Origin of the sequence: Arminella tubonensis, from assembly GCF_003240585.1 — a bacterium.
Taxonomy (GTDB): Bacteria; Pseudomonadota; Alphaproteobacteria; order Rhizobiales; family Rhizobiaceae; genus Rhizobium; species Rhizobium tubonense.
Genome location: NZ_PCDP01000036.1, coordinates 204,955 through 229,384 on the forward strand (window position 1 = coordinate 204,955; position 24,430 = coordinate 229,384).

Sequence of the window (24,430 nt, forward strand, 5' to 3'; positions counted from 1 at the left end):
TGCGCTCATCACTCGCTTGAGCACTGAACACAGACTAAGCAAAAAGGCTGGGCAGCGCCCTACAAACCGATGTTATAAGCGTCGTGTATGCCAATGTGGCGATCGAGACGGAAAGACGGTCAAATATGAAAAAGGTAAACGCAGACGACCCCAGCACTCAGAGTCGAAACGGCGTCAGTTTACTGGTCCGGCTCGAGTCAGCATTGGACTATCCAAATGCGCTATCCCGCGCTGCCCAGTACATCCTTGAATATCCTCAAAACGTAGTCCATCAACCTCTTGCCGAGACAAGCGAAGCGTCCAAAGCAGGTCAGGCAACGATATTCAGGCTTTGTCGCGAATTAGGATTCAAGGGGTTCACAGACTTCAAGCTTGCGCTTGCCGCCGAATTGGCGCGCCGACCACAAAATTCGACTGATAGTTACGATGCCGCCGACGATAACCCCGATCATCTGGAGGTCGCCATCTCGAAGGCGCTGTCCAGCACGCGTCAGTTGATGTCGGCGATCGATGTCACTGAGATCGCCCAATTGCTGGTCGAGACAAGGCAGATTGTGCTCTACGGCTCGGGGACGTCAGCCACGGCCGCTCAGGCCTTCTCATTTCATATGCTGGGTCTGGGCGTCAACGCGCACAACGTGCCAAATGCGAACATTGCCGCCGAATGCGCCCTCGCGTTGCGGGAAGGCGCGGTTGCGATTGCCATCTCTCAGTCCGGCGTATCGCCCGACACAGTACAATTTTTGAAGTCCGCAAAAGGGTCAGGCGCCCGGACCATAGCCATCACCGCGCATCCCAAAGCGTCCATTTCAAAATATGCCGACGTTATCATCCAGATGTCCAGGATCCATCACATCGGACGGTCTGGCTCGTCGGTCGGTCTGATCCAGGCCGTCTACGTTGCTGAAATCCTATCGACCGCTGTTGCCAGCTTGCCGCACAAATCACGATAGGAGTAAAAATCCACTAAAATAATTGTTTGTGGAATATATCTCCTCTATGGTGATTCCGCGTTGATGCACTCGGCGGCGTGCCGCGTGAACGCGCGACAGGAGACAGATTTGCGTAATAGAGGTTTTCTTCCGAAACTCGTTATTTTTGACTGTGACGGAGTCTTGATTGACAGCGAGATTATCGTCAGTGCCACAGAAGCCGACGAGTTATCGCTGCTGGGTTATAAAATCTCCTTGGAGGACGCGGTGTTTCGCTTCGCTGGAGTTCCCGCCATGGAAATGCGCAGAACTATCGAAGCAGAGATGGGAAGGGCGCTGCCTTCCGATTTTTCAGAGCGTGTCGAAAACAGAGTTGTCTCTGCCTACCAGTCCACCCTGAAGCCCATTGCCGGGGTCGAAGCGGCACTCAAAGATCTGGATATTCCGGTTTGTGTCGCGTCCAGCTCATCACCGAGCAGATTGGCGCTCGGCCTTATTCACACAAAGCTTTTCGATCATTTCTATCCGAGTATCTTCTCTACCGCGCTGGTCGCCAACGGCAAGCCGTCTCCAGACATTTTCCTGTTCGCCGCCACGCAAATGGGTGCGGCTCCAGCAGATTGCCTTGTGGTTGAAGACAGCGTCGCGGGTGTGAAGGCTGCGGTCGCCGCTGGGATGGTCGCTATTGGCTTTGTCGGAGGAAGTCATGGCTCGAATACACTTAAGACAAAGCTCTATGAGGCGGGCGCTACCTTTGTCATGGAAAAATTCAAGGAGCTCGGGACCGTGATAGAACAACTTGGCGATCGCCTCCTTGGGGCTACCACCCAAGCGAGCAATCTTGTGCCGGCCCCGCGTTAATGCGCACGGGCTCGGTCGCCGTTCCAAGCCAGCCAGACACCAGCCGGTCCTCCCAGTTGCAAGGTGGATAGTGATGTAGTGAAACGGAGTCAACCGCGCCTGCGGGGTGACGCCATGACGAAATCGACCACTTGAGCAACGCCGATCGGGTACTCACTGGAGTCGGAAGGAAATACAACCGTCTCGCGCGACATTTCCATTTGCTTCACTTCAAGACCCTGTCCAACGTCTAGGCTCAGATGGGTATTCGGCTTGAGCCCATCTTTAAGATTCGGATAGGGGTGCTGCGCTTCGGGCTGAAGATAAACGTGGTCTGTTCTGCAACATCCACAAACATCAGAAGGGAAGCGAAGCATGCGATATTATGCGGGTTTGGACGTCTCTCTGAAAGAGACCTCTGTATGCATTCTGGATGAAGCGGGCACGGTTCTGCGGGAGCTGAAAGTCCCAAGCCATCCTGAAGATCTTATACGGATATTGAAGGATCCTGCCTTGCCCCTCGTTCGGATCGGTCTCGAGGCCGGTCCACTTTCACAATGGCTATTCAGCGGAATGGTGGAGGCTGGGCTGCCCGCCATCTGCATCGAGACGCGCCACGCCAAAGCCTTTCTGAAGGCCCAGATTAACAAGACGGACCGCAACGATGCGCGCGGCATCGCACAAATGATGCGAGTCAATTTGTTTCGTCCTGTCCATGTGAAGACGCTGACCAGCCAGAAGCGGCGGGCGTTGCTGACAGCCCGCAAGCTTTTGCAGGAAAAGGCCATTGCCATAGAGAACGACATGCGGGGGATGCTGCGCAACTTCGGACTCAAAGTCGGCATTGTCAGCACCGCCGGCTTCGAGGGACGGGGGATCCCAGCTTCTGCTAGCACAGAGGTCATTGGGATGTCTATTTCTTAAGCGATTGGCCGGTTGTCACGCCAGCCAATTTTTCCTGGTGGCGGAGCAATCTAGCGACGACTTTGCGGCCTGTTGCCGAGCCCGCGTATCAGCGTACCGTCGGATATTTCAGCTGGAAAGGCCAAACTCTTCAGGTCCAAATTTCCGACAGATGGAACCCCGGAACTCGGGCTGAAACGCTCCGTCGCAGAGGAAAAGCCCCTTCATGCAGTCGTCCCGTAAGAGGGAGGCGGACGGCGCAATATGAGCGCCGGCCAAAGTACCCTGTGAAAACAATTGCGCTGACGTCAACGCCGTCCTCAGAGCGCCCTCAGCTGTGCTTAGAATAACATCGACGGTATCGTTCTGGCGGCCGGATAATTCGGAAGACGCCCGCGGAAATCCCGTCGAGCAGGTCTCCATGCTCACCGGTCGCCGCATCGTCCACCACGGCCGACGCGTGCTCGGATGCAGCCCGCTTGCCGACGTTCATGGAGTATATCTTCATTTTAGTTGACAGCAGAGGAAAACTTCATTTATGTTTATGTCGGTCCTGCGATTGTGAGTGACCTTCGATAAGCCGCACGCGCCCTGAGGCGGGCAAGAAGGCGGCTTCTTCAGAATGGAAGGATACCCGGTGACCCGTCACATATTGCGGCGTCTTGTCGCGATGCCATTCCTTGTACTCGGTGTCGTAACGATTGCCTTCTTCCTCACTGCCGTGACCAAGGGGGACCCCTTAACGGCGATCGTTTCGGAACGGCAGATGAATAATCCCGAAGTTGTTGCGGCTGCAAAGGCGCGCTGGGGACTGGATAGAAGTCTGCCCGAAAGGTACTTGATCTACGTGGGCAACTTGCTGCGCGGCGACCTTGGAACCTCATTCAACACTAGGCGGCCGGTGGCCCAGGATGTGGTCCATCGTCTGCCTGCAACGATGGAACTCGTCATCACGGCTATGATCGTTGGAGCAACCGTTGGTATCGCTCTAGGCATGCTGGCTGCTTACTTCCGAAACACTGCAATAGATCACCTATCGCGATTGCTCGCCCTATTCGGTTCGTCGATACCAGTGTTCTGGATGGGACTTGCGATGCTGTATCTCTTCTCGGTGAAGTGGGGGGTTCTCCCTGGACCCGGTCGTATCGATCCTCGATCCGAACTCCCTCCATTCGTAACCGGTTTTGTAACTATTGACTCGCTCGCCGCAGGAAATTTACCGCTCTTCTTCGATGCACTTAAGCACCTAATATTACCCGCCGCCGTGTTGGGATGGTCCGTAGCCGGCACAATCTCGCGCTTGGTACGAGCCAACATGATCGAGATATTGGATCGTGAGTTCATTCTCACTGCCCGGGCAAAAGGAGCGGGGGAACTGCGTGTCGTCGTTCGGCACGCGCTCCGGAATACACTAGTTCCGACCCTCACGATAATCGGTTACTCGTTTGCCTATCTCTTAACCGGCGCAGTTCTCACCGAGACGGTATTCTCTTGGCCTGGAATGGGCTCCTATGCTGTCGATGCCGCCCGGGCACTCGATTTTCCGGCAGTCATTGGCGTAACAATCGTGGGTGCCATTGTCTTTCTTCTGACTAACCTCATCACAGATGTTGCGTATGTAATAGCCAATCCGCGCGTTCGGTTGGCATAGGATAATGATTATGTCAGTGATGCTGCTATCATTTCGACGCCCGTATTGGTTTTCTTTTCCATTAGTCGTCGGTACTGCAATAGTTGTTTTTTGGTTAAGTGTAACTCTACTGGCGCCGGTCATCTCGCCGTACGAGCCACTTGATATGGTCGGGCGGAGACTTCAGGAGCCGAGCTGGACGCATTGGCTAGGTACCGACGCGCTTGGACGCGATGTGTTGTCTCGCACGCTTCACGGCGCGAAGCACTCGTTGCCAATCGCCATTGTCGTAGTCGCACTTTCAGTTGCGATTGGAGTGTGCCTCGGGGCAATCTCTGGCTTTGCTGGCGGCCTCGTCGGCTCCACAATCATGCGACTTGTGGACGTGACACTGTCCTTCCCTCCGATGGTTCTCGCGATGGCTGTCGCAGCATCTCTGGGGCCGAGCCTCGAGAATGCTGCGGTCGCGATGGTTATCGTATGGTGGCCGGTCTATGCACGCTTGATGAGGGCGCAAGTGCTCGAGGTTCGCGAGCGCGAGCATGTAGAGGCTGCTGTTGTTGCCGGTGCGAGCAGTTCGCGTGTCCTCTTCAAACACATCCTTCCGTTGTGTTGGACGCCGGTTCTCGTCAGCGCAACAATGGATCTGGGGCAGGTCATTCTGTTAGCCGCCTCCCTCAGCTTTATCGGTCTCGGTGCAACGCCTCCGACACCTGAATGGGGGTCCATGATCTCTCAAGGCGCGACGCAATTTTATTCCTGGTGGATCGCATTCGGCCCAGGCCTGGCAATCCTGACGATTGTGCTTGGCTTCAACTTCATCGGAGATGGCCTGCACGACTACTTTGATCCGCGATCGAAATGAGGTCCGCCATGCATCAAGAATCGCTTTTTTCTGTCGAGAATTTACATGTTTCTTTTGCCCGAAATGGTGCGTCTTTTGATGCTGTCCGCGGAATGAGCCTTCGCGTGGAGCACGGGGAAGTATTGGGCATCGTCGGCGAGTCGGGCTCAGGCAAGTCCGTGGGCATGCTGTCCGCGCTCGGCTTGCAAGCGAAAACTGCTCGGGTACGGGGATCCGCTAGGTTCAAGGGACATGAACTGATCGGCATGCCTGCCCGCGAACTGCGCAAGCTTCGTGGCTCACGCATCGCCATGATCTTTCAAGACCCTCTTTCATCGTTAAATCCGATGATGACTGTGGGCGCGCAGATCGCTGAAACCATACTTTTGCACAACAATCAGATGTCGAAGAAGGCAGCTCTGGACCGCGTGGTGGAACTGCTCTCACTGGTTGCGATCCCACAAGCTGATCGCCGCATACATCAGTTTCCGCATGAGTTCTCGGGCGGCATGCGGCAACGGGTGATAATAGCGATGGCAGTGGCGAACGATCCAGACCTGCTTATTGCGGATGAACCGACTACGGCGCTTGATGTAACCGTGCAGGCTCAGATCATGGACGTCCTAGCAGATCTCCGAAGGAGGCTGAACCTGGGGCTCATTTTAGTCACTCATGACCTTGGAGTTCTTGCGGGTCACGCAGACCGAGTCGCCGTTGTTTATTCTGGAGAGATTGTCGAGCATGCAAGCGTCAAAGATCTCTTCGAGCGACCCGACCATCCCTACACGCGCGGATTGATCGCTTCTATCCCGAACATGGCGGAGGAGAAGGAACGCCTATTCTCGATTGATGGCGCACCACCTCCGCTCGGCAAGCTGCCAAGTGGGTGCAGCTTCCATCCGCGCTGTCCCGAGGCGCAAGCTATCTGCAAGGTCGAGGCGCCGAAAAACCGAAGCTTAGACGGTCGCTCTGCCGCCTGCCATTTCGCCGCGTTAACGGCCGGGGGCGCTGTATGACTACAAAGGAACCCATTCTTTCCGTTCGCAATCTTTCCAAGCGGTTCATCGTAACAGGCGGTATAATTTTTGAACGCGAGCTTGGTCAAGTCAATGCTGTGACGAACGTCTCCTTCGACGTGGCGGACGGTGAGACCTTGGGCTTGGTCGGCGAGTCAGGTTGCGGAAAGTCCACGCTCGGCCGATGTATTCTTCGTCTTGTGCAACCAACGAGCGGTCAAACTCTCTTTCAAGGTCGCGATATTAATTTAGCCACGCCGTCCGAAATGCGCAGCCTGCGCAAGAAAATCCAGCTTGTTTTTCAAGACCCCTACGCTTCACTTCACCCGCGAATGCGCGTGTCCGAGAACATCGCCGAGCCGCTTCGCATAAGCGACCTCTGTTCCGCTGACCGAAAGGCGCGTGCGAACGAAATGTTGGAACTCGTTCGCCTTGGCCGCGAGCATGGCGAACGATACCCGCACGAGCTTTCCGGTGGTCAGCGGCAACGAGTGGCTATCGCTCGTGCGCTTGCACTTAAGCCTGACCTTCTTGTGCTGGATGAGCCGGTCTCGGCGCTCGACGTTTCCGTACAAGCCGGTGTGCTCAACTTACTTAAGGATATACAGCGCGACCACGGCACGGCATTTGTGTTCATTGCTCACGATCTCTCGGTAGTACAGCATATCTCCCACCGAGTTGCTGTGATGTATCTTGGAAAGATTGTCGAAATCGCCCCGAAAAAACAACTCTACCGCGCTCCGATGCACCCCTACACGCAAGCGCTCATGTCCGCCGTCCCGCTTGCCGACCCGGTGCGAGAGCGCACGCGCGCACGCATCATACTAAAAGGAGATTTGCCAAGCCCCCTCAACCCGCCGTCCGGATGCCATTTTCGCACTCGTTGTCCAATTTCGACGCCCCTTTGCGCTGAGGTTGAGCCCGTATTGACTTCACGCGAGAGCAGTCATGCCATCGCATGTCATTTCCCGAATGCGATCGACACCGGATTGTTAGCCGCGCCCGCGCCGGCGGCCCGTTGACGACTACGAGGTAGGCAATTTTGTGAGACCGAAAAACAATCGAGGCGGCGACCCACGCACTTGAGTCGCCTCGGATGTGTAGGAAATACTTTATTCCATTCAATTGAGATAAGAACCAACAACTTCGGAGAAGAGCAATGATGACAACTCCACAATATTACCGTACCCTTAACTGCGTTCTATACCGGACGATGCAACTGGCAGTCGTAGTGGTACTGGGTGCGTCGGCGATCCTCGCCAAACCATCCAGCGGCAGAACTGAGGAAGCCCCCGTCGTTATTGCCGCAAGTATGGACGTTAACTCTCTTGATCCGCACCGCGGATCCTGTGACATTTGCCAGATTTATAATACCAGTACCTATGAAACATTGGTTTCACTCGATGTAAACAACAAGATTGCACCGCTCCTAGCTGAACACTGGGAAGTAGACCACACGCAGACGAAATTCACCTTTCATATTTCTCCAGACGCGAAATTTTCCGACGGCTCGCCTGTCGAGGCCAAAGATGTGAAATGGTCCTTAGAGAGGCTGCGGAACCTCAGCGGGGGCATGTCGTACCTTCTGAGTAACCTTGCCACTGTTGAGACACCCGATTCGAAGACTGTTGTCGCGACAACAAAAACACCGAGCTCAGAATTTCTCGGTGTCTTAGCGGCGCCATATTGCGTTATCGTCAACAGCGATGTTGCCTCCGCGAACGGCGCCAAGGCAGGCTCAGACGCCGCGACATCAGACAATGCTGAGGCTTGGTTTCTGAGCCATTCAGCGGGGTCCGGCCCGTACAAATTGGTTTCGTATGAGCCGAACAGCGAGCTTAGACTCGCCCGCAACGAGGCATACTGGAGAAAGCCCCCTGCAGTGGGCGAGTTCGTCCTCCGCGAGGTGAAGGACGCTGTCGTACAGGCTCAAATGCTTAGGAGCGGCGGCGCGGATATCGCGTTGCAGATCGATCCCGATACCGCAAAAGCGTTAGATGCGGATCCGTCGGTCACAGTATCTAGCAAACCATCCTATAACTTCATCTACATCGCGTTCTCGCCAAGAGCGAAATCCAACAAGGTATCTCTAACCAAGGAAATCCGCTCTGCATTGATGCTTGGCATTGATCAAGCTGGTATAATTGACCTCACGCTCGGCGGAGCCGGACGCCCAATGTCCACACCAATTCCACTTGGTTTTCCTGGCGCGGATGGGTTCGAAGCTCGACGGTACGATCCCATGGAGGCGAAAAGGCAGCTAGCGGCAGCTGGAGCAGCAGACGGTTTCACCTTGGATTCAGTCTACCCGAATGTCAACGCGTACGGCGTCGACACCAACATGATGATGCAAAAGGTTCAGCAGGATCTGTTAAAAATAGGAGTTGGTGTCGACTTGCATCCGGTGCCTATCGCGACTTGGCGTGAGAAGGTCAACGGCGAGGAGGGCGTAGCACTCACTGCCGGCCTCTTCGCGCCGGATTTCTTTGGTACTTCACAATACGCTGACTTCTTTATGATGATACCCGACACGACTTGGGGCAAGCGCGCTGGTGTCAACCTAGATCCCTCCATGGTCAACAATTCCGAGCCGGAACTTCTGAAGAGAGCGCTCGAGGCAAGAGGTGATGAGGCCGACATACTCTGGCATAAGCTTGGTCAAGAGCTAATTGATGACGGTATTATAATGCCGATAGTATCGCCAAACGTCATCTTCGCTCATCGCGCCGATATCAAGGGCGTGCGAAACAGCGCTTGCTGCAATATGCCGCTAGCAGAGATAAGCCGGTAACTATGTCACCGATCTCTGGCGGCGGTCACTTCGACGACGCAGCCAAAAGGATACGATGACATGGGTGCGGATGAAGAAGCTGGCTGATGACTGGCTCCCAAAACCGCTCATCCGTCATCCTAGGCCCAGCGATCGCTTCGCCGTCAAACACCGGAGGTAGGAGCCGTATGCGGGAATTCCGCACGTACGGATCTGTGCGGGGGGCGCTCAGTAATGGGCGTCCCTACCGCGTTCAGAAATTTCTCTGAAAAACCAGCGGTTCCGATTTCGTTGCGAGTTTCAGGCAGACCGTCCAAAAACTCTTTGAAGGAATGATGGCATGCACTTTTCAATGCCGAAACTCGGTGGGCGACGAGATTTTCCGGATTTCGATGCCCAACGAGCTCGATAAGGCACTGCTGAGCACTTTGACACCGTATTGGGATCGGAAGGTCCGCACAGAGAGGGCTGTCATGGCCTGACGGCGGCGATCAGGCCGGGAACGCCGACAAGGGTAATGGCTCTTTTGATGTTGTAGGCCAGCGCCGTCAGGCTGAACTCCCCGCGCACGTTTTCCAACCTGCGCATCAGGAACGCGCCCTGATACATCCATTGTTTTATGGTGCCGAACGGATGTTCGACGCTTTCGCGCCGTTGGTCCAGAATGTCGGGCCGGGCGGCAAGACGCACCGCCATACGGTCGAGCACCGCCTCGTTCTCAAGGCGGGAGACGCGACGGAAGCTTCTGGTGCAGCGTTCACGCAGGTGGCATGCCTTGCAGGCGTCGCGGTTGACATAGTCGATCTTCACATTGTCGCGCGACTTGCCAAAGTGACGGGGTGAGAGCACCTGGTCTGCGGGGCAGATGTAGACATCCGCCTCAGCGTTGTAGCGGAATTGCTCCTTGGAGAAGAAGCCCTCGGCCACGGCCGGACCGCGGATCGGCTTGGGAACATAGGCGGTAATGCCGGCCTTCTCGCAAGCCTCGATATCCTCGATCTTGAAGTAGCCCCGGTCTGCCACCGCCTCGATCCTGTCGACACCGAGCGTGTCCATCGCCGCCTCGACCGTCGGCGCAAGAAGCCCCATGTCGAGGACCTGATTGCAGACCTCCTGCTCGGCGATCAGCTTGTGCTTCACATCAACGGCAAGCTGGATGTTGTAGCCGACGCCGACCTTGGTCATGCGCGCCATGGCGCGAGCATCCGGATCGGTCAGCGAGATCTGGTCCTCGCCGGTGCGATCCAACTCGTCCAGCAGCGCCTTGTGGCGATCCCGCTTGCCTTTGATCGCCGCAATCTTTTCCGCGAGTTTGTCATCGCCGCGGCCGCAATCGCCGCCATTGCTTCTGGCTTTCTCCTCTTGCGCATCGCCCTCATCGAGCCGCTTCATGTAGTCAGCCAGTTTCTCATCGGCCTCGTTGATGAACTTGGTCAACGCTCCCCGTGTGAAGTTGCGATCTTTGTTGTTCACCGCCTTGATGCGCGTGCCATCGACCGCCAGCAGTTCCCGTCCGAACAGATCGAGCTGCCGGCACAGGATGACAAACTCACGGAACACCTGCTTGAAGGCCGATCGGTTCACACGGCGGAAATCGGCGATGGTGCGGAAGTCAGGCTTCAAGTGCCGCAGTAGCCAGATTACCTCGATATTGCGATGGGCCTCCGCCTCCAGCCGCCGGCTGGATCGCACCCGGTTGACGTAGCCATACACGTAGAGCTTCAGTAAATCGGCTGGATCGTAACCTGGACGGCCGGTCTCTTTCGCGGCCACGCGCACGAAGCCTGCGGCAGCAAGATCGAGGCCATCCACGAAAGCCTCGATGAAGCGGACCGGGTTGTCCGGGCCGACGTAATCATCAACCGCTTCCGGCAGAAGCAGCAATTGCGTGCGATCTGTTCCTGAAAGGTGTGCCATGGCAGAATCTAGCGCAAGAGAGTGCTATTTGGAATCAGCCAAGCCGTTTAAAGGAAAATTTATGTGAGCGACGAAATACATTCGGAATTACAAGCGATCGTCTCCAAGAGCCCCCTGCTTTCTTCGGTCCTTGGCAACTGGGATGAGATTGCCCTGCCTGATTCCTGGCTTGTGGCTGGTGCTATCGCCCAAACGGTTTGGAACCACGTTTTTGGTTTCCCGCCCGCTTATGGCATCCAAGACATCGATATTGTTTATTTCGATCCCGATGATCTTTCCGAGGACTCGGAAGCCGAACACTCGGCTCGCATCCGAGCAGCACTCTCTGGATTGCCAGTCTGGATAGATGTGAAAAACCAGGCCAGAGTACACTCTTGGTACGAGGCTAAGTTCGGGTATCCAATTAATCCGTATACCTCGACAGCCGAGGCCATAACCACTTTTCCGACAACTGCGGCAGCCGTGGGGCTACGCCCTGGCCACGCGAACCTGGAGCTGTGCACTCCATATGGACTTTCCGACTTGCTTGGTGCTGTCGTCCGCCCAAACAAAAAGCAGATCACACGCGAAATATACGAAAAGAAGATCGATCGCTGGATCAAATTGTGGCCCGAGCTCACGATCGTCGGCTGGGATCAATAATTGCGGCAAGCAGAGTTTTTGGACGGTCTGCAACAGTTAAGCGGCGGCAAGGGCTGCCGAGCTTTGTCCGAAAGCCTCAATAACCGCTTGAATTAGCCTAATTTCTACTATGCGTGGCTGTAAATTAAGCAGCACGCCCCGGCTTGATGGGTTGCTTACGGGCAGGGAGCGAAAAATGGGAGAATGTCACGCCTTGCAAAAGACGTTTAGTGTCCAATTCACGCCGTTTTCCATGGCTTGGAGTGAATCTCAAAAAAAATCGAAAAAAAGTGAAATTCATTCTAATTTAAGGCTTCAATAACACTCCGGTAAGGATGTCAGTCTATTTCTTGTGAGGTGGCGGGGGACAACCGCTGCTTCTCCGGATCAGGTTTTGCGTCCCGGAGAAAGCGAGCCTTGCAGCGTAAGTGCAAGTCGTCTGCGTTTTCTGGCAAACCGCGCGTAGCTTTCCGGCTCGCGCGGTTTTCGCATTTATGACCGGGGGCTCCCGGCCTCGGGAAACCGGCGAGGCGGGATTGACTGGAGATCAGCCGGCGTTATTGGTGCGGATGAGACCCACGGTGCCGACGCGGACATCGAGCTGCTGGGTGCGCGTTTCCGGTTTTGTCGCGGGGACCTTGGAATCCCAGGCGATCTGGATGGAATTCTTGTTGTTGAAGATGAACAGCATCGGGGTATCCTCGGGCCGCGTCAGCCGATTGTTGGACGCGTATTTGAGCGCGGAGATAATCCTGTTTCCGACATGGGGCAACGGATGAAATCGTCATCCGATGTCGCAAATAGAGCGCAAGAACCGATGATGTATTTTTGCTGCAAGGGCCGCGCCGCGGCCGAGGTGGAAAGAGGCTGAAATGGGGCAAAATGGAGCATTTCCAGTGGCATTCTGGCCAATGGTTCTTCGTCGATGACGAAGGCGATCATGCTGCAGGGAACCGGGTCTGATGTCGGAAAAACGGTATTGGTGGCGGGGCTTTGCCGACTTGCCGCAAACAGGGGACTGAAGGTCCGCCCCTTCAAGCCGCAGAACATGTCGAACAATGCCGCCGTGGCCGAGGACGGCGGCGAAATCGGGCGGGCCCAATGGCTGCAGTCGCTGGCCGCGCGCGCGCCGTCCTCCGTGCATATGAACCCGGTGTTGCTCAAGCCGCAGTCGGAAAACGGCAGCCAGATCATTGTGCAGGGAAAGGTCTGGGGCCAGGCGAAGGCGCGCGACTACCAGGGGCTCAAGCCGCAGCTGCTTGGCGCGGTGCTCGAGAGCTTTGCGACAGTGTCCGATGGCGCCGATCTGGTCATCGTGGAGGGTGCTGGATCGCCTGCTGAAATCAACCTCCGGCCCGGCGACATCGCCAATATGGGCTTTGCCACGCGCGCCAACGTGCCGGTGGTGCTCGTCGGCGATATCGATCGCGGGGGGGTGATCGCCTCGCTTGTCGGCACACATGCCATCTTGCCGGAGGAAGACCGGCGGATGATCCAGGGCTACATCATCAACAAGTTTCGCGGTGACGTGTCGCTTTTCGACGACGGCATCAAATCGGTGGGAACGTTCACGGGCTGGCCCTGTTTCGGCGTCGTGCCATGGCTCAAAGCTGCAGGTCGGCTGCCGGCCGAGGACAGCGTCGTGCTGGAGCGGCTTGCAAAGGGCACCGTGGGCGCGCTGAAGATCGCCGTGCCGGTCTTGTCCCGTATCGCCAATTTCGACGATCTTGACCCTTTGCGGGCAGAGCCGGATGTCGATCTGGTGTTCGTGCGCGCCGGGGAGGCGCTACCGGTGGACGCGTCGCTGGTTGTTATCCCAGGCTCCAAATCGACCATAGGCGACCTTCAGGATTTTCGAGCTCAGGGATGGGACCGCGATTTGGCCGCGCATGTCCGACGCGGGGGCAGGGTCATCGGCGTCTGCGGTGGTTACCAGATGCTCGGGCGGCTTGTGCGCGACCCACTTGGCATCGAAGGCGCGATGACTGAAATTCCCGGCCTCGGCCTTCTCGAGGTCGAGACCGAGATGGCACCCGAAAAGACGGTGCGCAACAGCAGCGCCTGGTCGACCGAGCACGATGTTGCGCTGTCAGGTTATGAAATCCATCTGGGCATTACCCACGGCCCCGATTGCGAACGGCCGTCGTCGGTGATCGATGGTCGAGCCGATGGCGCCATCTCTGTTGACGGACATGTCATGGGCACCTACCTGCACGGCTTGTTCGGGAGCGACGCCTATCGCGCCGCGTTGCTGCGGAGCTTCGGCTTGACCGGGGAGCGAATGAATTATCGGCAGAGCGTGGATCGCGCGCTTGACGACGTCGCCGGCGAATTGGAGGCGTCGCTCGACCAGCGCTGGCTCGACGACTTGCTCGGTTTGCGGACCTAGGCCTGCCGATCGACAATTGGGCAGCCATTGTTGTCTGGCTCTTCGTTCAGGGGCGGCTATCCAGCAAGATGACCACGGCTTCGAATGGGACTGAGGTTGCCACCTCGCTCCAATGACCTTTGCCGCTGACGTCTTCCATCTGCCACATCGATCCAGCCTCGACGAGGCGAACTTCGCCATCGCTTGCCGTGACTTTCAACGCACCCGACAAGCAGAACAGGATTTGACGATGAGGCGACTGGTGCATCTCGCCGGCCCAGCCAACCGGTATATGGATGGCGACATAGCCCTTGGCCGGCATCGTCGGAGAGACAAGGAACGGCTGAGCGGGAGGCGCGAATGCGATCTCGTGCAAGGGCAAGTCGAACTCGCGGAAATCGCTTTCCCCCGTTGCATCCTCTGTCAGATGCAGCACCTTGAATGCGTTACCCATCGACGCACCTCCATGGCTTCAAACTCTAGCACAAAGCTGATCTCGATTCCATGAACTGACTAGATCTCACCTGAGACTTCGCGTCGCCTGCGGTCGAGTTCTTCCGAATAGCGGCGCAGCGTATAGCTCTCCGAGAGCTGGCCGACGACCTTGCGTTCGATCAGATTGTTGACCACAGCCAGCGCTTCGCTTTCGGTCTTGTCGAAGATCGCTGCCGCCTGTTTGGCATTCATCTGCGGCTGCAGGAAGTCGTTTTTGTAGCGGATGAAATCGCCGAGGCTGCGGCTTTCTTCGTCCTGCTCGACGGGGCTTGCATAGATGTCGGGGACGAGCACCATGCCTGCATATTTCTCGGAATCGTCGAGCAGGATCACCCGCTGGGTCGAGCCGATCGGAAAGTCATGGCGGAAGTCCCCGACTGTCATGTTGACGTTGGCAGTGCGGACGTCGGGACGCATCATCCGGTTGACCGTAAGGTTGCGGATCCAGCCGACATCATGGGCGCTGCGTATGCTCTCGCCGCGCAGGTGGAAACGCCATGTTGCGAACGAGTAGCCGAACGTGGTGCGGACCACCATCGACGAGGTGATGACGGCGGCAAGGACGAGGACGGTGATCGGGAAGTCGCCGGTAATCTCAAGTGCCAGGAACGTCATCGTCAAGGGGCCGCCGATGACGGCGACGGCCAGCGAACTCATGCCGACGACGGCGTAGATGACCGGCGTCAAGGTCGCATGGTCGAAATAGGGGGCGGAATAGGCGAAGATCTTGCCGATGAGCGCACCCATGAACAACGAGGCGAAGAAGAGGCCGCCGCGGAAGCCCGAGCCGATCGAAACTGCCGATGCCAGCGATTTCAGTAAAAGGATGCCCAGCAGCGCCGGGATCGCCAGGTCGCGGGCTAGGTTTAGATGCAGCGCGCCATGCCCGGCGGAAAGCACTTGCGGCGAGACGATTGCCAGCAATCCGACGACGATGCCGCCGAGGGCCGGGCGGAACGGCAGCGCAATCGCGCTTTTGCGAGCCAGTTCCTCGACGAAGGAGACGCCCTGCATGAGCAGGATGCCCAATCCGGCGCAGAGCGCGCCAAGCAACAGGGCCGGGATATAATCGGCCGGGACGACGCTGCCGAACTCGCCGACATCGATCATGACATTGCCGCTGGCGAGCAGCCTTGCGACGATGGTCGATACCAGCGCGGAGACGACGACCGGAGTCAGCGTGACGATGGTGTAGGTGCCGATGATCAGCTCGAAAGCGTAGAAAGCGCCGGTCAGGGGCGCGTTGAAGGCGGCGGCGATGGCGCCGGCGGCGCCGCAGCCGACCAGTGTTCGAAGGTCCGAGCGGCGCAGCTGGAGCTTGTAGCCGAGCTTCGAGGCTATGCCGGCGGCAATCTGGGTATAACCGGCCTCGAGGCCGACCGAAGCGCCGAAGCCGTTGGAGATCAGGTTCTGCGCGGCGACCAGGATGCTGTCGGTCAGCGACATCCGGCCGCCATGCAGCGCGTTGGCCTCGATCGGGTCGACCATCGGCTTCTTGCGGGTCTTGGCGAGGATGAACATCATCAGCCCGAGCAGGATGCCTCCGGCGACAGGAGCTCCGAGCAACAGCAACTTGTTTTCGATATTGGAGGAACTCAGCCGATCGGCGTCGTCTATGCCGAAGATCAGGCTGTGCATCTCCTGCGATATCAGGCTCATTGCCGTCACCGCACATCCGGATGAGACGCCGACGGCGATGCCGGCAAACAGCAGACCGAGCTCGCTGCGTCGGAGCGCTGCTCTCAGCCGACCAAAATCGAATAGCAGACGGAAGGCGCCGAAACGACGCGCGTGGAATCTTTGAAGCATGGAAATACGACTTGAATATTGAAGCGAGGCGGCTGCTTGCAACCTTATAGACCTCTTAGGTCAAAGAATTGCGGCAAAAGACCGGCATTGCTGAGCTTTTTCAGGCCCCTTCAGGAGTGACTTTCGACTGCAGGAGCGTCGGGGTGCGCCTGATGCTCGAACTCCGGGACATTGACTTCAAACTGGCGTTTGCCTAACCATGAGGCAATAGCGAATGGTTCCCAGGCGGCGGCGTGCCGCAGGGGATGAAAAGGGAATGTGAAGGGGCGGACCCATATCGGGCGCTTTCATCACAGCCGACCCCGCGACTGTAGAGCGGTCAGGGTCTTCCATTCGGTTTTGAGGGCTATTTGGCCGGCAGTCCGCAATGGTGCGGGCGGGCGAGATTACCTTCAAGATCGGAAAAGCCACTGGCATGGCATCGTGATCTACCAAGGCTGGACGCCTCCTCATCTACGAATCGTCCGCCTTTTCACGATGACCGCCGGGAAGGCGAGGGAGATCCGCAGGCCCGCGACCAGTGGATACCGGCTTCCGGTCCACTGATCGCGGCGCCGCAACCGCGAGCCAGGAGACCTGCCAATCGTGCCGGGCGAGGAGCCCATCCAAGGGGACGCATGTCCCGCTGCCAGCACGGAGGTTGTCATGGCTGAAGCACTGATTTTGCACGCACCTGTTACGCGTGTTCCATTGATCCGGACGGCCGTATCGAGCCGCAATGCGCGACGCGGCGCGTGAGGATCGGAACCCGCTGATGTCCTTCGTTTCCCCCGGAACCATCCTCGTGCTCGGCGGCGCGCGCTCGGGCAAATCCCGCTTTGCGGAGAAGCTCGTCGCGGATTGCGGTCTTGAGCGGCACTACGTCGCGACCGGACGCGCCTGGGACGAGGAGATGCGCGACCGTATTGCGCAGCATCGGGCGGATCGCGGCGACCTGTGGACGACGCATGAGGAGCCGCTTGACCTCGTCGACTGCCTTTCATCCATCGACAGCGAAGGCCGGGCTATCCTCGTCGATTGCCTCACCCTCTGGGTAACCAATCTGATGATGGAGGAGCTAGATATGGCGGCGGAATTTGCCGCCCTGGCTGAATTTTTGGCCGGAGCGAAGGCGCGGATCGTGCTGGTCTCCAACGAGGTCGGCCTTGGTATCGTGCCGGAAAACCGGATGGCGCGCGATTTTCGCGACCACGCCGGCAGGCTCCACCAAATGATCGCGGCAACTGCCGCTGAAGTTTATTTCGTAGCGGCCGGACTGCCGCTGAAGATGAAGGGTTGACTCGTATGAACCAGCAGAAAATCCCCGCCACCGTCATCACCGGCTTCCTTGGAGCCGGCAAGACGACGATGATCCGCAACCTGTTGCAGAACGCCGGGGGCAAGAAGATCGCGCTGATCATCAACGAGTTCGGCGACCTCGGTGTTGACGGCGACGTGCTGAAGGGCTGCGGCGCGGAAAATTGCACGGAGGACGACATCATCGAGCTCACCAACGGCTGCATCTGCTGCACCGTCGCGGATGATTTCATCCCGACGATGACGAAGCTCCTGGAGCGCGATGTTCGCCCTGATCACATCATCATCGAGACCTCCGGCCTCGCGTTGCCGCAGCCGCTGGTCGCCGCCTTCAATTGGCCAGACATACGCACCCAGGTGACGGTCGACGGCGTCATTACCGTTGTCGACAGCGCAGCCGTTGCGGCCGGGCGTTTTGCCGACGACCACGACGCGGTCGATGCCGCTCGCGCCGAGGACGCGTCGCTCGACCACGACAATCCGATCGAGGAGCTTTTCGAGGATCAGCTGACCTGTGCCGATCTGATCATTCTCAACAAGACCGACCTGCTCGATGCGGCCGGGATCGCCGGCGTCCGCGCCGAGGTTCTGTCGCGTACGCACCGCAAGCCGACGATGATCGAAGCCCGCAATGGCGAAGTGTCCGCAGCCGTGCTGCTCGGCCTCGGCGTCGGGACGGAAGGCGACATCGGCAACCGTCAGTCACACCACGAACTTGAGCATGCTGATGGTACGCCGCACGACCACGACGAATTCGATAGTTTCGTCATCGAACTCGGCGGCATTGCCGATCCGCTGACATTTGTCGAGCGCCTGAAGACGGTCATCGGCACGCACGATGTCCTGCGTCTCAAGGGTTTCGTCGATGTGCCGGGCAAGCCGATGCGCCTGCAATTGCAAGCGGTCGGCAGCCGCGTCGATCATTATTTCGACCGGGCCTGGTTGCCGGGAGAGGCGCGCGCCACGCGGCTGGTGGTCATCGGGTTGCATGACATGGACCAAAATGTGGTTCGCGAGGCGATCGCAGCTTTGGTATAAGACAAAGCCATGCATCTCCTTCTAGCCCAGAAAGGAACGATCGCCGACGGCGAGGAGGCGATCGACCTTGGTCAATCGCCTGGGGATATCCTGTTCCTGTCGGCTGCCGACACCGAGCTCGCGGCAATAGCTGCTGCGCATGGGCAAGGGGTGCCCTCGCATTCGCTGAGGCTCGCGAGCCTGATGAGCCTCAAGCATCCGATGTCGGTCGATACCTATGTCGAGCGCACGGCACGCCATGCGAAACTGATCATCGTTCGTGCGCTCGGCGGGGCCAGCTATTTTCACTATGCGCTGGAGGCGCTGCATGCCGTTGCCGCGCGTCAGGGGGCGCTGATCGCGGTACTGCCGGGTGATTCCAAGGCTGATCCGGGTTTGACGCCATTCTCGAACGTTGCGCTCGACGACCTGAACGCGCTCTGGGCGTATCTGATCGAGGGCGGGGACGCGAATTCTCGACTGTTCCTGGCCTATGCCGGTGCGATGCTCTCCGGAGCCGAGAAGCCCCAATTGGCCTCGCCGTTGATGAAGGCGGGGATTTGGTGGCCGGGGTTGGGTGTTGTTGGGGTTGAGGAGTGGCGGCGGGTGAGTTCTCCATCTGCCGCTTCACCCCCCTCTGTCGGCCCGGCCGACATCTCCCCCACAAGGGGGGAGATTAATGTGACGCAACCCTCGGCTCCGGCAATCTCCCCCCTTGTGGGGGAGATGCCCGATAGGGCAGAGGGGGGTGCGTCTCCAAGCGCTCCGACAGTCGCCATCAGCTTCTACCGCGCCCTCGTGCAAAGCGGTGAAACCAGGCCGGTCGAGGCAATGATAGAGGCTTTGATCGGGCAGGGGATGCGGCCGCTGCCGGTCTTCGCCTACAGCCTCAAGGATACTGTCTCCAAGGGCATCCTCGAAAGCGTCTTTGCCGAGCTGATGCCGGATGTCGTTATCAACACGACAGGTTTTGCCGTGTCCGCTCCCGGCGCCGATCGGCAGCCGACGGTGCTGGAATCCAGCGATGCCGTCGTCATTCAGGCGATCTTCTCGGCGTCCTCCAGGGAGGCCTGGGCCGCATCCGCGCAAGGGCTTTCCGCCCGCGATCTCGGCATGAACGTGGCGCTACCCGAAGTCGATGGGCGGGTGCTTTCGCGCGCTGTATCGTTCAAGGCAGCGGCCCGCTATGACGAGCGGGTCGAGGCCAATATCGTCGGCAGCGAGCCAGAGGAAGAGCGCATGCGCTATACAGCGCGGCTGGCGGCGAACTGGGCGCGGCTGCGGCGGACCAGGCCCGCAGATCGCCGCGTCGCGCTGATCATGGCGAACTATCCGAACCGTGACGGGCGCCTCGGCAACGGCGTGGGGCTCGATACGCCGGCCGGGACGATAGAGGTGCTGCGGGCGATGGCGGATGCGAGCTATCCGGTCTCTGGAATTCCTGCCGACGGCGATGCGCTGATCCGGCATCTGATGGAGGGGCCGACCAATTCCGGCCACGACGGAAAGGTCATTCGCGAAACGTTTTCCTTGAGTCGTTACATCGAGTTCTTCGCATCGCTTCCCAATCAGATTCAGGACGAGGTGACGACGCGTTGGGGGGCGCCCGAGACCGACCCCTATTTCGTCGACGGTGCCTTCGCCTTGTCGCTGAGCCGCTTCGGCGAGCTTCTGGTCGGCATCCAGCCGGCGCGCGGATATAATATCGACCCGAAGGAAAGCTATCATTCGCCGGATCTCGTCCCGCCGCACGGCTATCTCGCGTTTTACGCCTTCCTGCGGGCCGAGTTCGGCGCGCATGCGGTCATACACATGGGCAAGCACGGCAATCTCGAATGGCTGCCCGGCAAGGCGCTGGCGCTTTCGGAGACATGTTATCCCGAGGCCATCCTCGGGCCGATGCCGCACCTCTATCCGTTCATCGTCAATGATCCCGGCGAAGGAACCCAAGCCAAGCGTCGCACCAGCGCCGTCATCATCGACCATCTGACGCCTCCTCTGACGCGCGCAGAGAGCTACGGGCCGTTGAAGGACCTGGAGGCGCTGGTTGACGAATATTACGAAGCCTCGGGCGTCGATCCGCGCCGCATCAAGCTCTTGCGAAAGCAGATATTGGACCTCGTGCAGGATATCGGGCTCGATCAGGACGCCGGCATCGCCAAGGGGGAGAGCGAAGACAGCGCGCTGCAGAAGCTCGACGCCTATCTCTGCGACCTCAAGGAAATGCAGATACGGGACGGGCTGCACGTCTTCGGGGTTTCGCCGGAGGGGCGGTTGCTGACGGATTTGACCGTCGCTCTGGCGCGCGTGCCGCGGGGGTTGGGCGAGGGCGGCGATCAGAGTTTGCAGCGGGCGATTGCTTTGGATGCTGGGCTGAGTAATTCGGAGGGTGCGGCACCCCCCTCTGTCGGCCGGGCCGACATCTCCCCCACAAGGGGGGAGACCAATGTGAGGCGAGAGCTTGCTCCAGCAATCTCCCCCATTGTGGGGGAGATGTCCGACGGGACAGAGGGGGGTGAACTCCCCTCCGCAAAGAAGTTCGATCCATTAGATTGCGACATGGCCGCCGCGTGGACCGGCTCTCGGCCGACAATTCTGGCCGACATATCGGATGAGCCTTGGCGTATTCATGGGGATACCGTGGAACGCATCGAGTTGTTGGCTGCGGCATTCGTCCAGGGTGACCTCGCCTGCCCGGGTGCCTGGCCACGAACCATGGATGTCCTCGACGAGATCGAGAGTCGGCTCAAGCCGTCAATCCTCGAGTGCGGCGAAGCCGAAATCGCGGGCCTTCTGCGCGGTCTTGATGGGCGCTTTGTGCCTCCCGGTCCGTCCGGGGCGCCGACGCGCGGGCGGCCCGACGTGTTGCCGACGGGGCGGAATTTCTATTCCGTCGATAGTCGCGCGGTGCCGACGCCTGCCGCTTACGAACTTGGCAAGAAGTCGGCCGAGCTGCTTGTTCGGCGCTATGTGCAGGACCACGGCGAGTGGCCGGTATCCTTCGGGCTTACGGCCTGGGGCACCTCGAACATGCGCACCGGCGGCGATGATATCGCCCAGGCGCTGGCGCTGATCGGCGTCAAGCCGATCTGGGACATGTCGTCGCGTCGTGTCACCGGCTACGAGATCATCCCACCTGCCATGCTGCGTCGGCCGAGGGTCGATGTGACGCTACGGATTTCCGGTTTCTTTCGCGATGCCTTTCCCGAGCAGATCGCCCTGTTCGACAAGGCAGTCCGCGCAGTCGGCGCCCTCGAGGAAGATAGTGCCGACAATCCGATTGCCGAGCGCATGCGAGGGGAAACCCTCAGGCTCGCAGCCGCGGGCCTCGACGAAGCCACCGCGAAGCGGCGGGCAGGCTATCGCGTTTTCGGCTCGAAGCCGGGTGCCTATGGTGCAGGTCTCCAGGCGCTGATCGATGAGAAGGGCTGGGAGCGGCGGGCGGACCTTGCGGAGGCCTATCTGGTCTGGGGAAGCTATGCCTATGGCGCAGGCGAAGAGGGGCGCGCCGAGCGGGGTGTGTTTGAGGAACGACTGAGGTCGATCCAGGCAGTCGTCCAGAACCAGGACAATCGTGAACACGACCTTCTCGACAGCGACGACTACTACCAGTTCGAAGGCGGCATGGCGGCGGCGACCGAACAGCTCGCCGGCAGTCGTCCTTCAATCTATCACAACGATCATTCCCGGCCGGAAAAGCCAGTTATCCGGTCGTTGGAGGAGGAAATCGGGCGCGTCGTCCGCGGTCGCGTCGTCAATCCGAAGTGGATCGCCGGGGTGATGCGCCATGGCTACAAGGGTGCCGCCGAGATCGCGGCGACGGTCGATTATCTCTTTGCCTTCGCGGCAACGACAGGCGCCGTACGCGACCATCATTTCGAGGCAGTCTACCAGGCATTTGTCGCGGACAGCCTCGTTCGCAATTTCATGGAAGAGAAGAATCCCGCCGCACTGGAGGAGATGAAAGGCAAGCTGATGGAGGCAATCGACCGGCAGCTCTGGACACCGCGCAGTAATTCGGCGCGTTTCGACCTGATGGCGAACAAGCAAGGCAGGGAGATCCGTGCATGAAGTCGCCTGCCGACCTCCTCAACGGCTTTCGGAACTATCTCGAGTCCCTGAATGACGATGGGCTGTCCCGATTCTCCGACGGGTTCAACTGGGAAATGACAGAGCGGAAGTTGGCGCCACGCATTCTGCCAGTTGTCGGTTATCTTGAAACCCCGGCTCCGAATGTGGGATCAGCCGAGATGGAGTTGCTAGCTGGTCTCAAGGCTGCTGCCGGCGTGCTTCAGTGGGGGCAAACCTACGGAGCCGGCGACTTTGGGGCGGATTTTCTGGAGCGCTACGGCTGGGTGGAGCTTTTCGGCACGCGCGGGCATTTCGAGAGTGGGGAGATGGCCGGAGGTTTCCTCATGCTCGGGCCTGAGATCGTCTATCCGGATCACCATCACGTTGCCGAGGAAATCTACATTCCACTGACGGAGGGCTCTCTGTGGAGCAAGGACGGCGGCGCGTTTCAGCCCCGTACCGCGGGAGAGATCATCCATCACCCCTCCGACATCCGCCATGCCATGCAGACGCGGATCGAGCCGCTGGTGGCTATTTATCTCTGGCGCGGCGGGCCGCTGGCACAGAAATCAATAATTTCAGGGAGAAACCAATGAGCGAAGAAACGACGGAAACCGTTGCCGGCACTTTCAAGGTCGATGACGCCCGCCACGCGGACAAGATGGCCAAGAAGAAGGCTGCCCGCGATAAGATCATGGCGACGAAGACGGACCAGAAGGGCCTGATCATCGTTCACACCGGCAAGGGCAAGGGGAAGTCGTCGGCCGCCTTCGGGATGATCTTCCGGCATATCGCCCATGGAAAGCCCTGCGCTGTCGTGCAGTTCATCAAGGGCGCTATGTGGACGGGGGAGCGCGACCTGATCGAAAAGCATTTTTCCGATATCTGCCAGTTCCACACGATGGGCGAGGGCTTCACCTGGGAAACGCAGGACCGCGCCCGCGATGTGGCCGCGGCCGGTGCCGCATGGGAAAAGGCCAAGGAGCTGATCCGCGACGAACGGAACTCCATGGTTCTGCTCGACGAGATCAATATCGCGCTTCGCTACGACTATCTCGACCTCAACGAGGTGATCGAGTTCCTGAAAACTGAAAAGCCCCACATGACGCACGTCGTGCTGACAGGCCGCAACGCCAAGGAAGAGCTGTTCGAAATCGCCGATCTGGTAACCGAGATGGAGCTCATCAAGCATCCTTTCCGCTCGGGGATCAAGGGGCAGGCAGGGGTCGAGTTCTGACACCGCGCTTGGTGGCTTCGTCGAGCCTCGCGATGCCGGATGGGCCGACTGGATGCATCATCGCGTTGGGGTGGTAAAACGCACCGGTCTTCACGGCGCGATGTCAAAGAACCCCGGAATGTCCATTGTCTGATGCGGGACGCCGATAATGTGTATCTCGCCGGGAGCGATCAGATAGAAGATCAAATGCTGACCTTCCGGGAAGCAAAAATAGCCTTCTTGAATATCGAAGCGCTTCTTGCCCAAGCTCGGCTGCTCGGCAAGCCATGCGAAACGACTTTCAAGCTTGCGCAGATAGTCGTCGCGCTTTTTTCGACCCCAGGCCGCTTCCGTGTACCTGCCTATTTCCATCAGATCGCGAAGCGCACGCGGGGTTATGCGGTAGCGGCTCATCTCTCGCTATTGAGACTATCGATGACTGCATCGATGGTAAAATCTTGCACGAACTCACCTTTTCCCGCTTGCGCAGCGCCTTCGGCGAGATGACCGCGGAGCGCTTCAAGTCGTGCAAGGCGCTCTTCCATCGTTCGCAATGCATCACGAACAACTTCGCTCGCCGAGCCGTAGCGGCCGGTCGAAATCTGTTCGCGAATAAAACCTTCCCAATGATTTCCCAGGCTAAGACTCGTCGTTGCCATGCATCACCTATATTCATTTGGAATAT

General features: G+C 58.6%; 21 protein-coding genes, 1 pseudogene and 1 riboswitch. Of the genes and pseudogenes, 15 read left to right on the plus strand and 7 right to left on the minus strand.

Going from position 1 to position 24,430, the window contains the following annotated elements:
• Window positions 1-83 precede the first annotated feature (83 nt).
• The 8 genes and pseudogenes from CPY51_RS15890 to CPY51_RS15930 all read left to right on the plus strand — a co-directional run bounded on the left by CPY51_RS15890 (window position 84) and on the right by CPY51_RS15930 (window position 8,956).
• Window positions 84-953, plus strand: a complete 870-nt coding sequence (locus tag CPY51_RS15890) for a MurR/RpiR family transcriptional regulator (RefSeq protein WP_146260136.1) — start codon at window positions 84-86, stop codon at window positions 951-953.
• A gap of 108 nt (window positions 954-1,061) precedes the next feature.
• A complete protein-coding gene (locus CPY51_RS15895) occupies window positions 1,062-1,793 on the plus strand; it encodes an HAD family hydrolase (protein ID WP_244598694.1) in 732 nt (243 codons plus the stop codon).
• A gap of 354 nt (window positions 1,794-2,147) precedes the next feature.
• Window positions 2,148-2,645 (plus strand): annotated as a pseudogene (locus CPY51_RS15900) (IS110 family transposase); the annotation flags it as partial.
• Window positions 2,646-3,297: 652 nt separating this feature from the next.
• Window positions 3,298-4,326 (plus strand): ABC transporter permease, encoded by a 1,029-nt coding sequence (locus tag CPY51_RS15910; RefSeq protein ID WP_420820704.1) that lies wholly within the window; start codon window positions 3,298-3,300, stop codon window positions 4,324-4,326.
• A 10-nt stretch (window positions 4,327-4,336) separates the two neighbouring features.
• Window positions 4,337-5,170, plus strand: coding sequence for an ABC transporter permease (locus CPY51_RS15915; protein WP_111161192.1), 834 nt, complete (start codon window positions 4,337-4,339; stop codon window positions 5,168-5,170).
• Window positions 5,167-6,165, plus strand: a complete 999-nt coding sequence (locus tag CPY51_RS15920) for an ABC transporter ATP-binding protein (RefSeq protein WP_111161193.1) — start codon at window positions 5,167-5,169, stop codon at window positions 6,163-6,165. Before CPY51_RS15915 ends, CPY51_RS15920 begins: the two co-directional genes overlap by 4 nt.
• On the plus strand, window positions 6,162-7,187 hold the full coding sequence (locus CPY51_RS15925; protein ID WP_111161194.1) for an ABC transporter ATP-binding protein: 1,026 nt from the start codon (window positions 6,162-6,164) through the stop codon (window positions 7,185-7,187). Before CPY51_RS15920 ends, CPY51_RS15925 begins: the two co-directional genes overlap by 4 nt.
• 191 nt (window positions 7,188-7,378) lie before the next feature.
• Complete coding sequence (locus CPY51_RS15930) at window positions 7,379-8,956, plus strand: ABC transporter substrate-binding protein (RefSeq protein ID WP_111161414.1); 1,578 nt, start codon at window positions 7,379-7,381, stop codon at window positions 8,954-8,956.
• A gap of 450 nt (window positions 8,957-9,406) precedes the next feature.
• Here CPY51_RS15930 and CPY51_RS15940 read toward each other — a convergent pair whose 3' ends face one another.
• Window positions 9,407-10,852 carry an IS1182 family transposase gene (locus CPY51_RS15940; RefSeq protein WP_111161068.1) on the minus strand — a complete coding sequence of 482 codons (1,446 nt, stop codon included), beginning with the start codon at window positions 10,850-10,852 and terminating at the stop codon, window positions 9,407-9,409.
• A 63-nt stretch (window positions 10,853-10,915) separates the two neighbouring features.
• Here CPY51_RS15940 and CPY51_RS15945 point away from each other — a divergent pair, with 63 nt between their 5' ends.
• Complete coding sequence (locus tag CPY51_RS15945) at window positions 10,916-11,494, plus strand: nucleotidyltransferase family protein (protein ID WP_111161069.1); 579 nt, start codon at window positions 10,916-10,918, stop codon at window positions 11,492-11,494.
• Window positions 11,495-12,020: 526 nt separating this feature from the next.
• Here CPY51_RS15945 and CPY51_RS32845 read toward each other — a convergent pair.
• Both CPY51_RS32845 and CPY51_RS32310 read right to left on the minus strand, forming a co-directional pair.
• Window positions 12,021-12,164 (minus strand): hypothetical protein, encoded by a 144-nt coding sequence (locus tag CPY51_RS32845; RefSeq protein WP_195909544.1) that lies wholly within the window; start codon window positions 12,162-12,164, stop codon window positions 12,021-12,023.
• Window positions 12,165-12,184: 20 nt separating this feature from the next.
• Window positions 12,185-12,415: a hypothetical protein gene (locus CPY51_RS32310; protein ID WP_146260137.1), complete on the minus strand. Its 231-nt coding sequence runs from the start codon at window positions 12,413-12,415 to the stop codon at window positions 12,185-12,187.
• Between CPY51_RS32310 and CPY51_RS15955 the strand changes: the two genes are divergently transcribed.
• Window positions 12,399-13,862, plus strand: a complete 1,464-nt coding sequence (locus CPY51_RS15955) for a cobyric acid synthase (RefSeq protein ID WP_111161196.1) — start codon at window positions 12,399-12,401, stop codon at window positions 13,860-13,862. The genes CPY51_RS32310 and CPY51_RS15955 overlap by 17 nt on opposite strands.
• A 46-nt stretch (window positions 13,863-13,908) precedes the next feature.
• Here the strand turns inward: CPY51_RS15955 and CPY51_RS15960 are convergent, their stop codons facing one another.
• Together CPY51_RS15960 and CPY51_RS15965 are read right to left on the minus strand one after the other, a co-directional pair.
• Window positions 13,909-14,295 (minus strand): cupin domain-containing protein, encoded by a 387-nt coding sequence (locus tag CPY51_RS15960; protein ID WP_111161197.1) that lies wholly within the window; start codon window positions 14,293-14,295, stop codon window positions 13,909-13,911.
• Between the two features lie 59 nt (window positions 14,296-14,354).
• Window positions 14,355-16,145 (minus strand): chloride channel protein, encoded by a 1,791-nt coding sequence (locus CPY51_RS15965; RefSeq protein WP_111161198.1) that lies wholly within the window; start codon window positions 16,143-16,145, stop codon window positions 14,355-14,357.
• 198 nt (window positions 16,146-16,343) lie between these two features.
• Window positions 16,344-16,493, plus strand: a riboswitch (cobalamin riboswitch).
• Window positions 16,494-16,899: 406 nt separating this feature from the next.
• Between CPY51_RS15965 and cobU the strand changes: the two genes are divergently transcribed.
• Genes cobU through cobO form a run of 5 tightly spaced genes read left to right on the plus strand, consistent with a single transcriptional unit; the run spans window position 16,900 to window position 23,766 of the window.
• Window positions 16,900-17,424 carry a bifunctional adenosylcobinamide kinase/adenosylcobinamide-phosphate guanylyltransferase gene (cobU, locus tag CPY51_RS15970; RefSeq protein ID WP_111161415.1) on the plus strand — a complete coding sequence of 175 codons (525 nt, stop codon included), beginning with the start codon at window positions 16,900-16,902 and terminating at the stop codon, window positions 17,422-17,424.
• Between the two features lie 5 nt (window positions 17,425-17,429).
• Entirely contained in the window at window positions 17,430-18,479 is a 1,050-nt protein-coding gene (gene cobW / locus CPY51_RS15975) for a cobalamin biosynthesis protein CobW (RefSeq protein WP_111161199.1), read from the plus strand.
• Between the two features lie 9 nt (window positions 18,480-18,488).
• On the plus strand, window positions 18,489-22,529 hold the full coding sequence (gene cobN, locus CPY51_RS15980; protein WP_111161200.1) for a cobaltochelatase subunit CobN: 4,041 nt from the start codon (window positions 18,489-18,491) through the stop codon (window positions 22,527-22,529).
• Window positions 22,526-23,125 carry a dimethylsulfonioproprionate lyase family protein gene (locus tag CPY51_RS15985; RefSeq protein ID WP_111161201.1) on the plus strand — a complete coding sequence of 200 codons (600 nt, stop codon included), beginning with the start codon at window positions 22,526-22,528 and terminating at the stop codon, window positions 23,123-23,125. Before cobN ends, CPY51_RS15985 begins: the two co-directional genes overlap by 4 nt.
• Window positions 23,122-23,766, plus strand: a complete 645-nt coding sequence (gene cobO, locus CPY51_RS15990) for a cob(I)yrinic acid a,c-diamide adenosyltransferase (RefSeq protein WP_111161202.1) — start codon at window positions 23,122-23,124, stop codon at window positions 23,764-23,766. The genes CPY51_RS15985 and cobO overlap by 4 nt, the downstream gene beginning before the upstream one ends.
• 90 nt (window positions 23,767-23,856) lie before the next feature.
• Here cobO and CPY51_RS15995 read toward each other — a convergent pair whose 3' ends face one another.
• Both CPY51_RS15995 and CPY51_RS16000 read right to left on the minus strand, forming a co-directional pair.
• On the minus strand, window positions 23,857-24,159 hold the full coding sequence (locus CPY51_RS15995) for a type II toxin-antitoxin system RelE/ParE family toxin (RefSeq protein WP_111161203.1): 303 nt from the start codon (window positions 24,157-24,159) through the stop codon (window positions 23,857-23,859).
• A complete protein-coding gene (locus CPY51_RS16000) occupies window positions 24,156-24,404 on the minus strand; it encodes a type II toxin-antitoxin system ParD family antitoxin (protein ID WP_111161204.1) in 249 nt (82 codons plus the stop codon). The genes CPY51_RS15995 and CPY51_RS16000 overlap by 4 nt, the downstream gene beginning before the upstream one ends.
• Between the last annotated feature and the right edge of the window lie 26 nt (window positions 24,405-24,430).

Bases quoted from the DNA above. Each gene is read 5' to 3' on its own strand.
- CPY51_RS15910 (WP_420820704.1), top strand. From the start codon at position 3,298: ATGGAAGGATACCCGGTGACCCGTCACATATTGCGGCGTCTTGTCGCG.
- CPY51_RS15915 (WP_111161192.1), top strand. From the start codon at position 4,337: ATGTCAGTGATGCTGCTATCATTTCGACGCCCGTATTGGTTTTCTTTT.
- CPY51_RS15920 (WP_111161193.1), top strand. From the start codon at position 5,167: ATGAGGTCCGCCATGCATCAAGAATCGCTTTTTTCTGTCGAGAATTTA.
- CPY51_RS15925 (WP_111161194.1), top strand. From the start codon at position 6,162: ATGACTACAAAGGAACCCATTCTTTCCGTTCGCAATCTTTCCAAGCGG.
- CPY51_RS15930 (WP_111161414.1), top strand. From the start codon at position 7,379: ATGCAACTGGCAGTCGTAGTGGTACTGGGTGCGTCGGCGATCCTCGCC.
- CPY51_RS15940 (WP_111161068.1), bottom strand. From the start codon at position 10,852: ATGGCACACCTTTCAGGAACAGATCGCACGCAATTGCTGCTTCTGCCG.
- CPY51_RS32845 (WP_195909544.1), bottom strand. From the start codon at position 12,164: ATGCTGTTCATCTTCAACAACAAGAATTCCATCCAGATCGCCTGGGAT.
- CPY51_RS15955 (WP_111161196.1), top strand. From the start codon at position 12,399: ATGACGAAGGCGATCATGCTGCAGGGAACCGGGTCTGATGTCGGAAAA.
- CPY51_RS32310 (WP_146260137.1), bottom strand. From the start codon at position 12,415: ATGATCGCCTTCGTCATCGACGAAGAACCATTGGCCAGAATGCCACTG.
- CPY51_RS15960 (WP_111161197.1), bottom strand. From the start codon at position 14,295: ATGGGTAACGCATTCAAGGTGCTGCATCTGACAGAGGATGCAACGGGG.
- CPY51_RS15965 (WP_111161198.1), bottom strand. From the start codon at position 16,145: ATGCTTCAAAGATTCCACGCGCGTCGTTTCGGCGCCTTCCGTCTGCTA.
- cobU (WP_111161415.1), top strand. From the start codon at position 16,900: ATGTCCTTCGTTTCCCCCGGAACCATCCTCGTGCTCGGCGGCGCGCGC.
- cobW (WP_111161199.1), top strand. From the start codon at position 17,430: ATGAACCAGCAGAAAATCCCCGCCACCGTCATCACCGGCTTCCTTGGA.
- cobN (WP_111161200.1), top strand. From the start codon at position 18,489: ATGCATCTCCTTCTAGCCCAGAAAGGAACGATCGCCGACGGCGAGGAG.
- CPY51_RS15985 (WP_111161201.1), top strand. From the start codon at position 22,526: ATGAAGTCGCCTGCCGACCTCCTCAACGGCTTTCGGAACTATCTCGAG.
- cobO (WP_111161202.1), top strand. From the start codon at position 23,122: ATGAGCGAAGAAACGACGGAAACCGTTGCCGGCACTTTCAAGGTCGAT.
- CPY51_RS15995 (WP_111161203.1), bottom strand. From the start codon at position 24,159: ATGAGCCGCTACCGCATAACCCCGCGTGCGCTTCGCGATCTGATGGAA.
- CPY51_RS16000 (WP_111161204.1), bottom strand. From the start codon at position 24,404: ATGGCAACGACGAGTCTTAGCCTGGGAAATCATTGGGAAGGTTTTATT.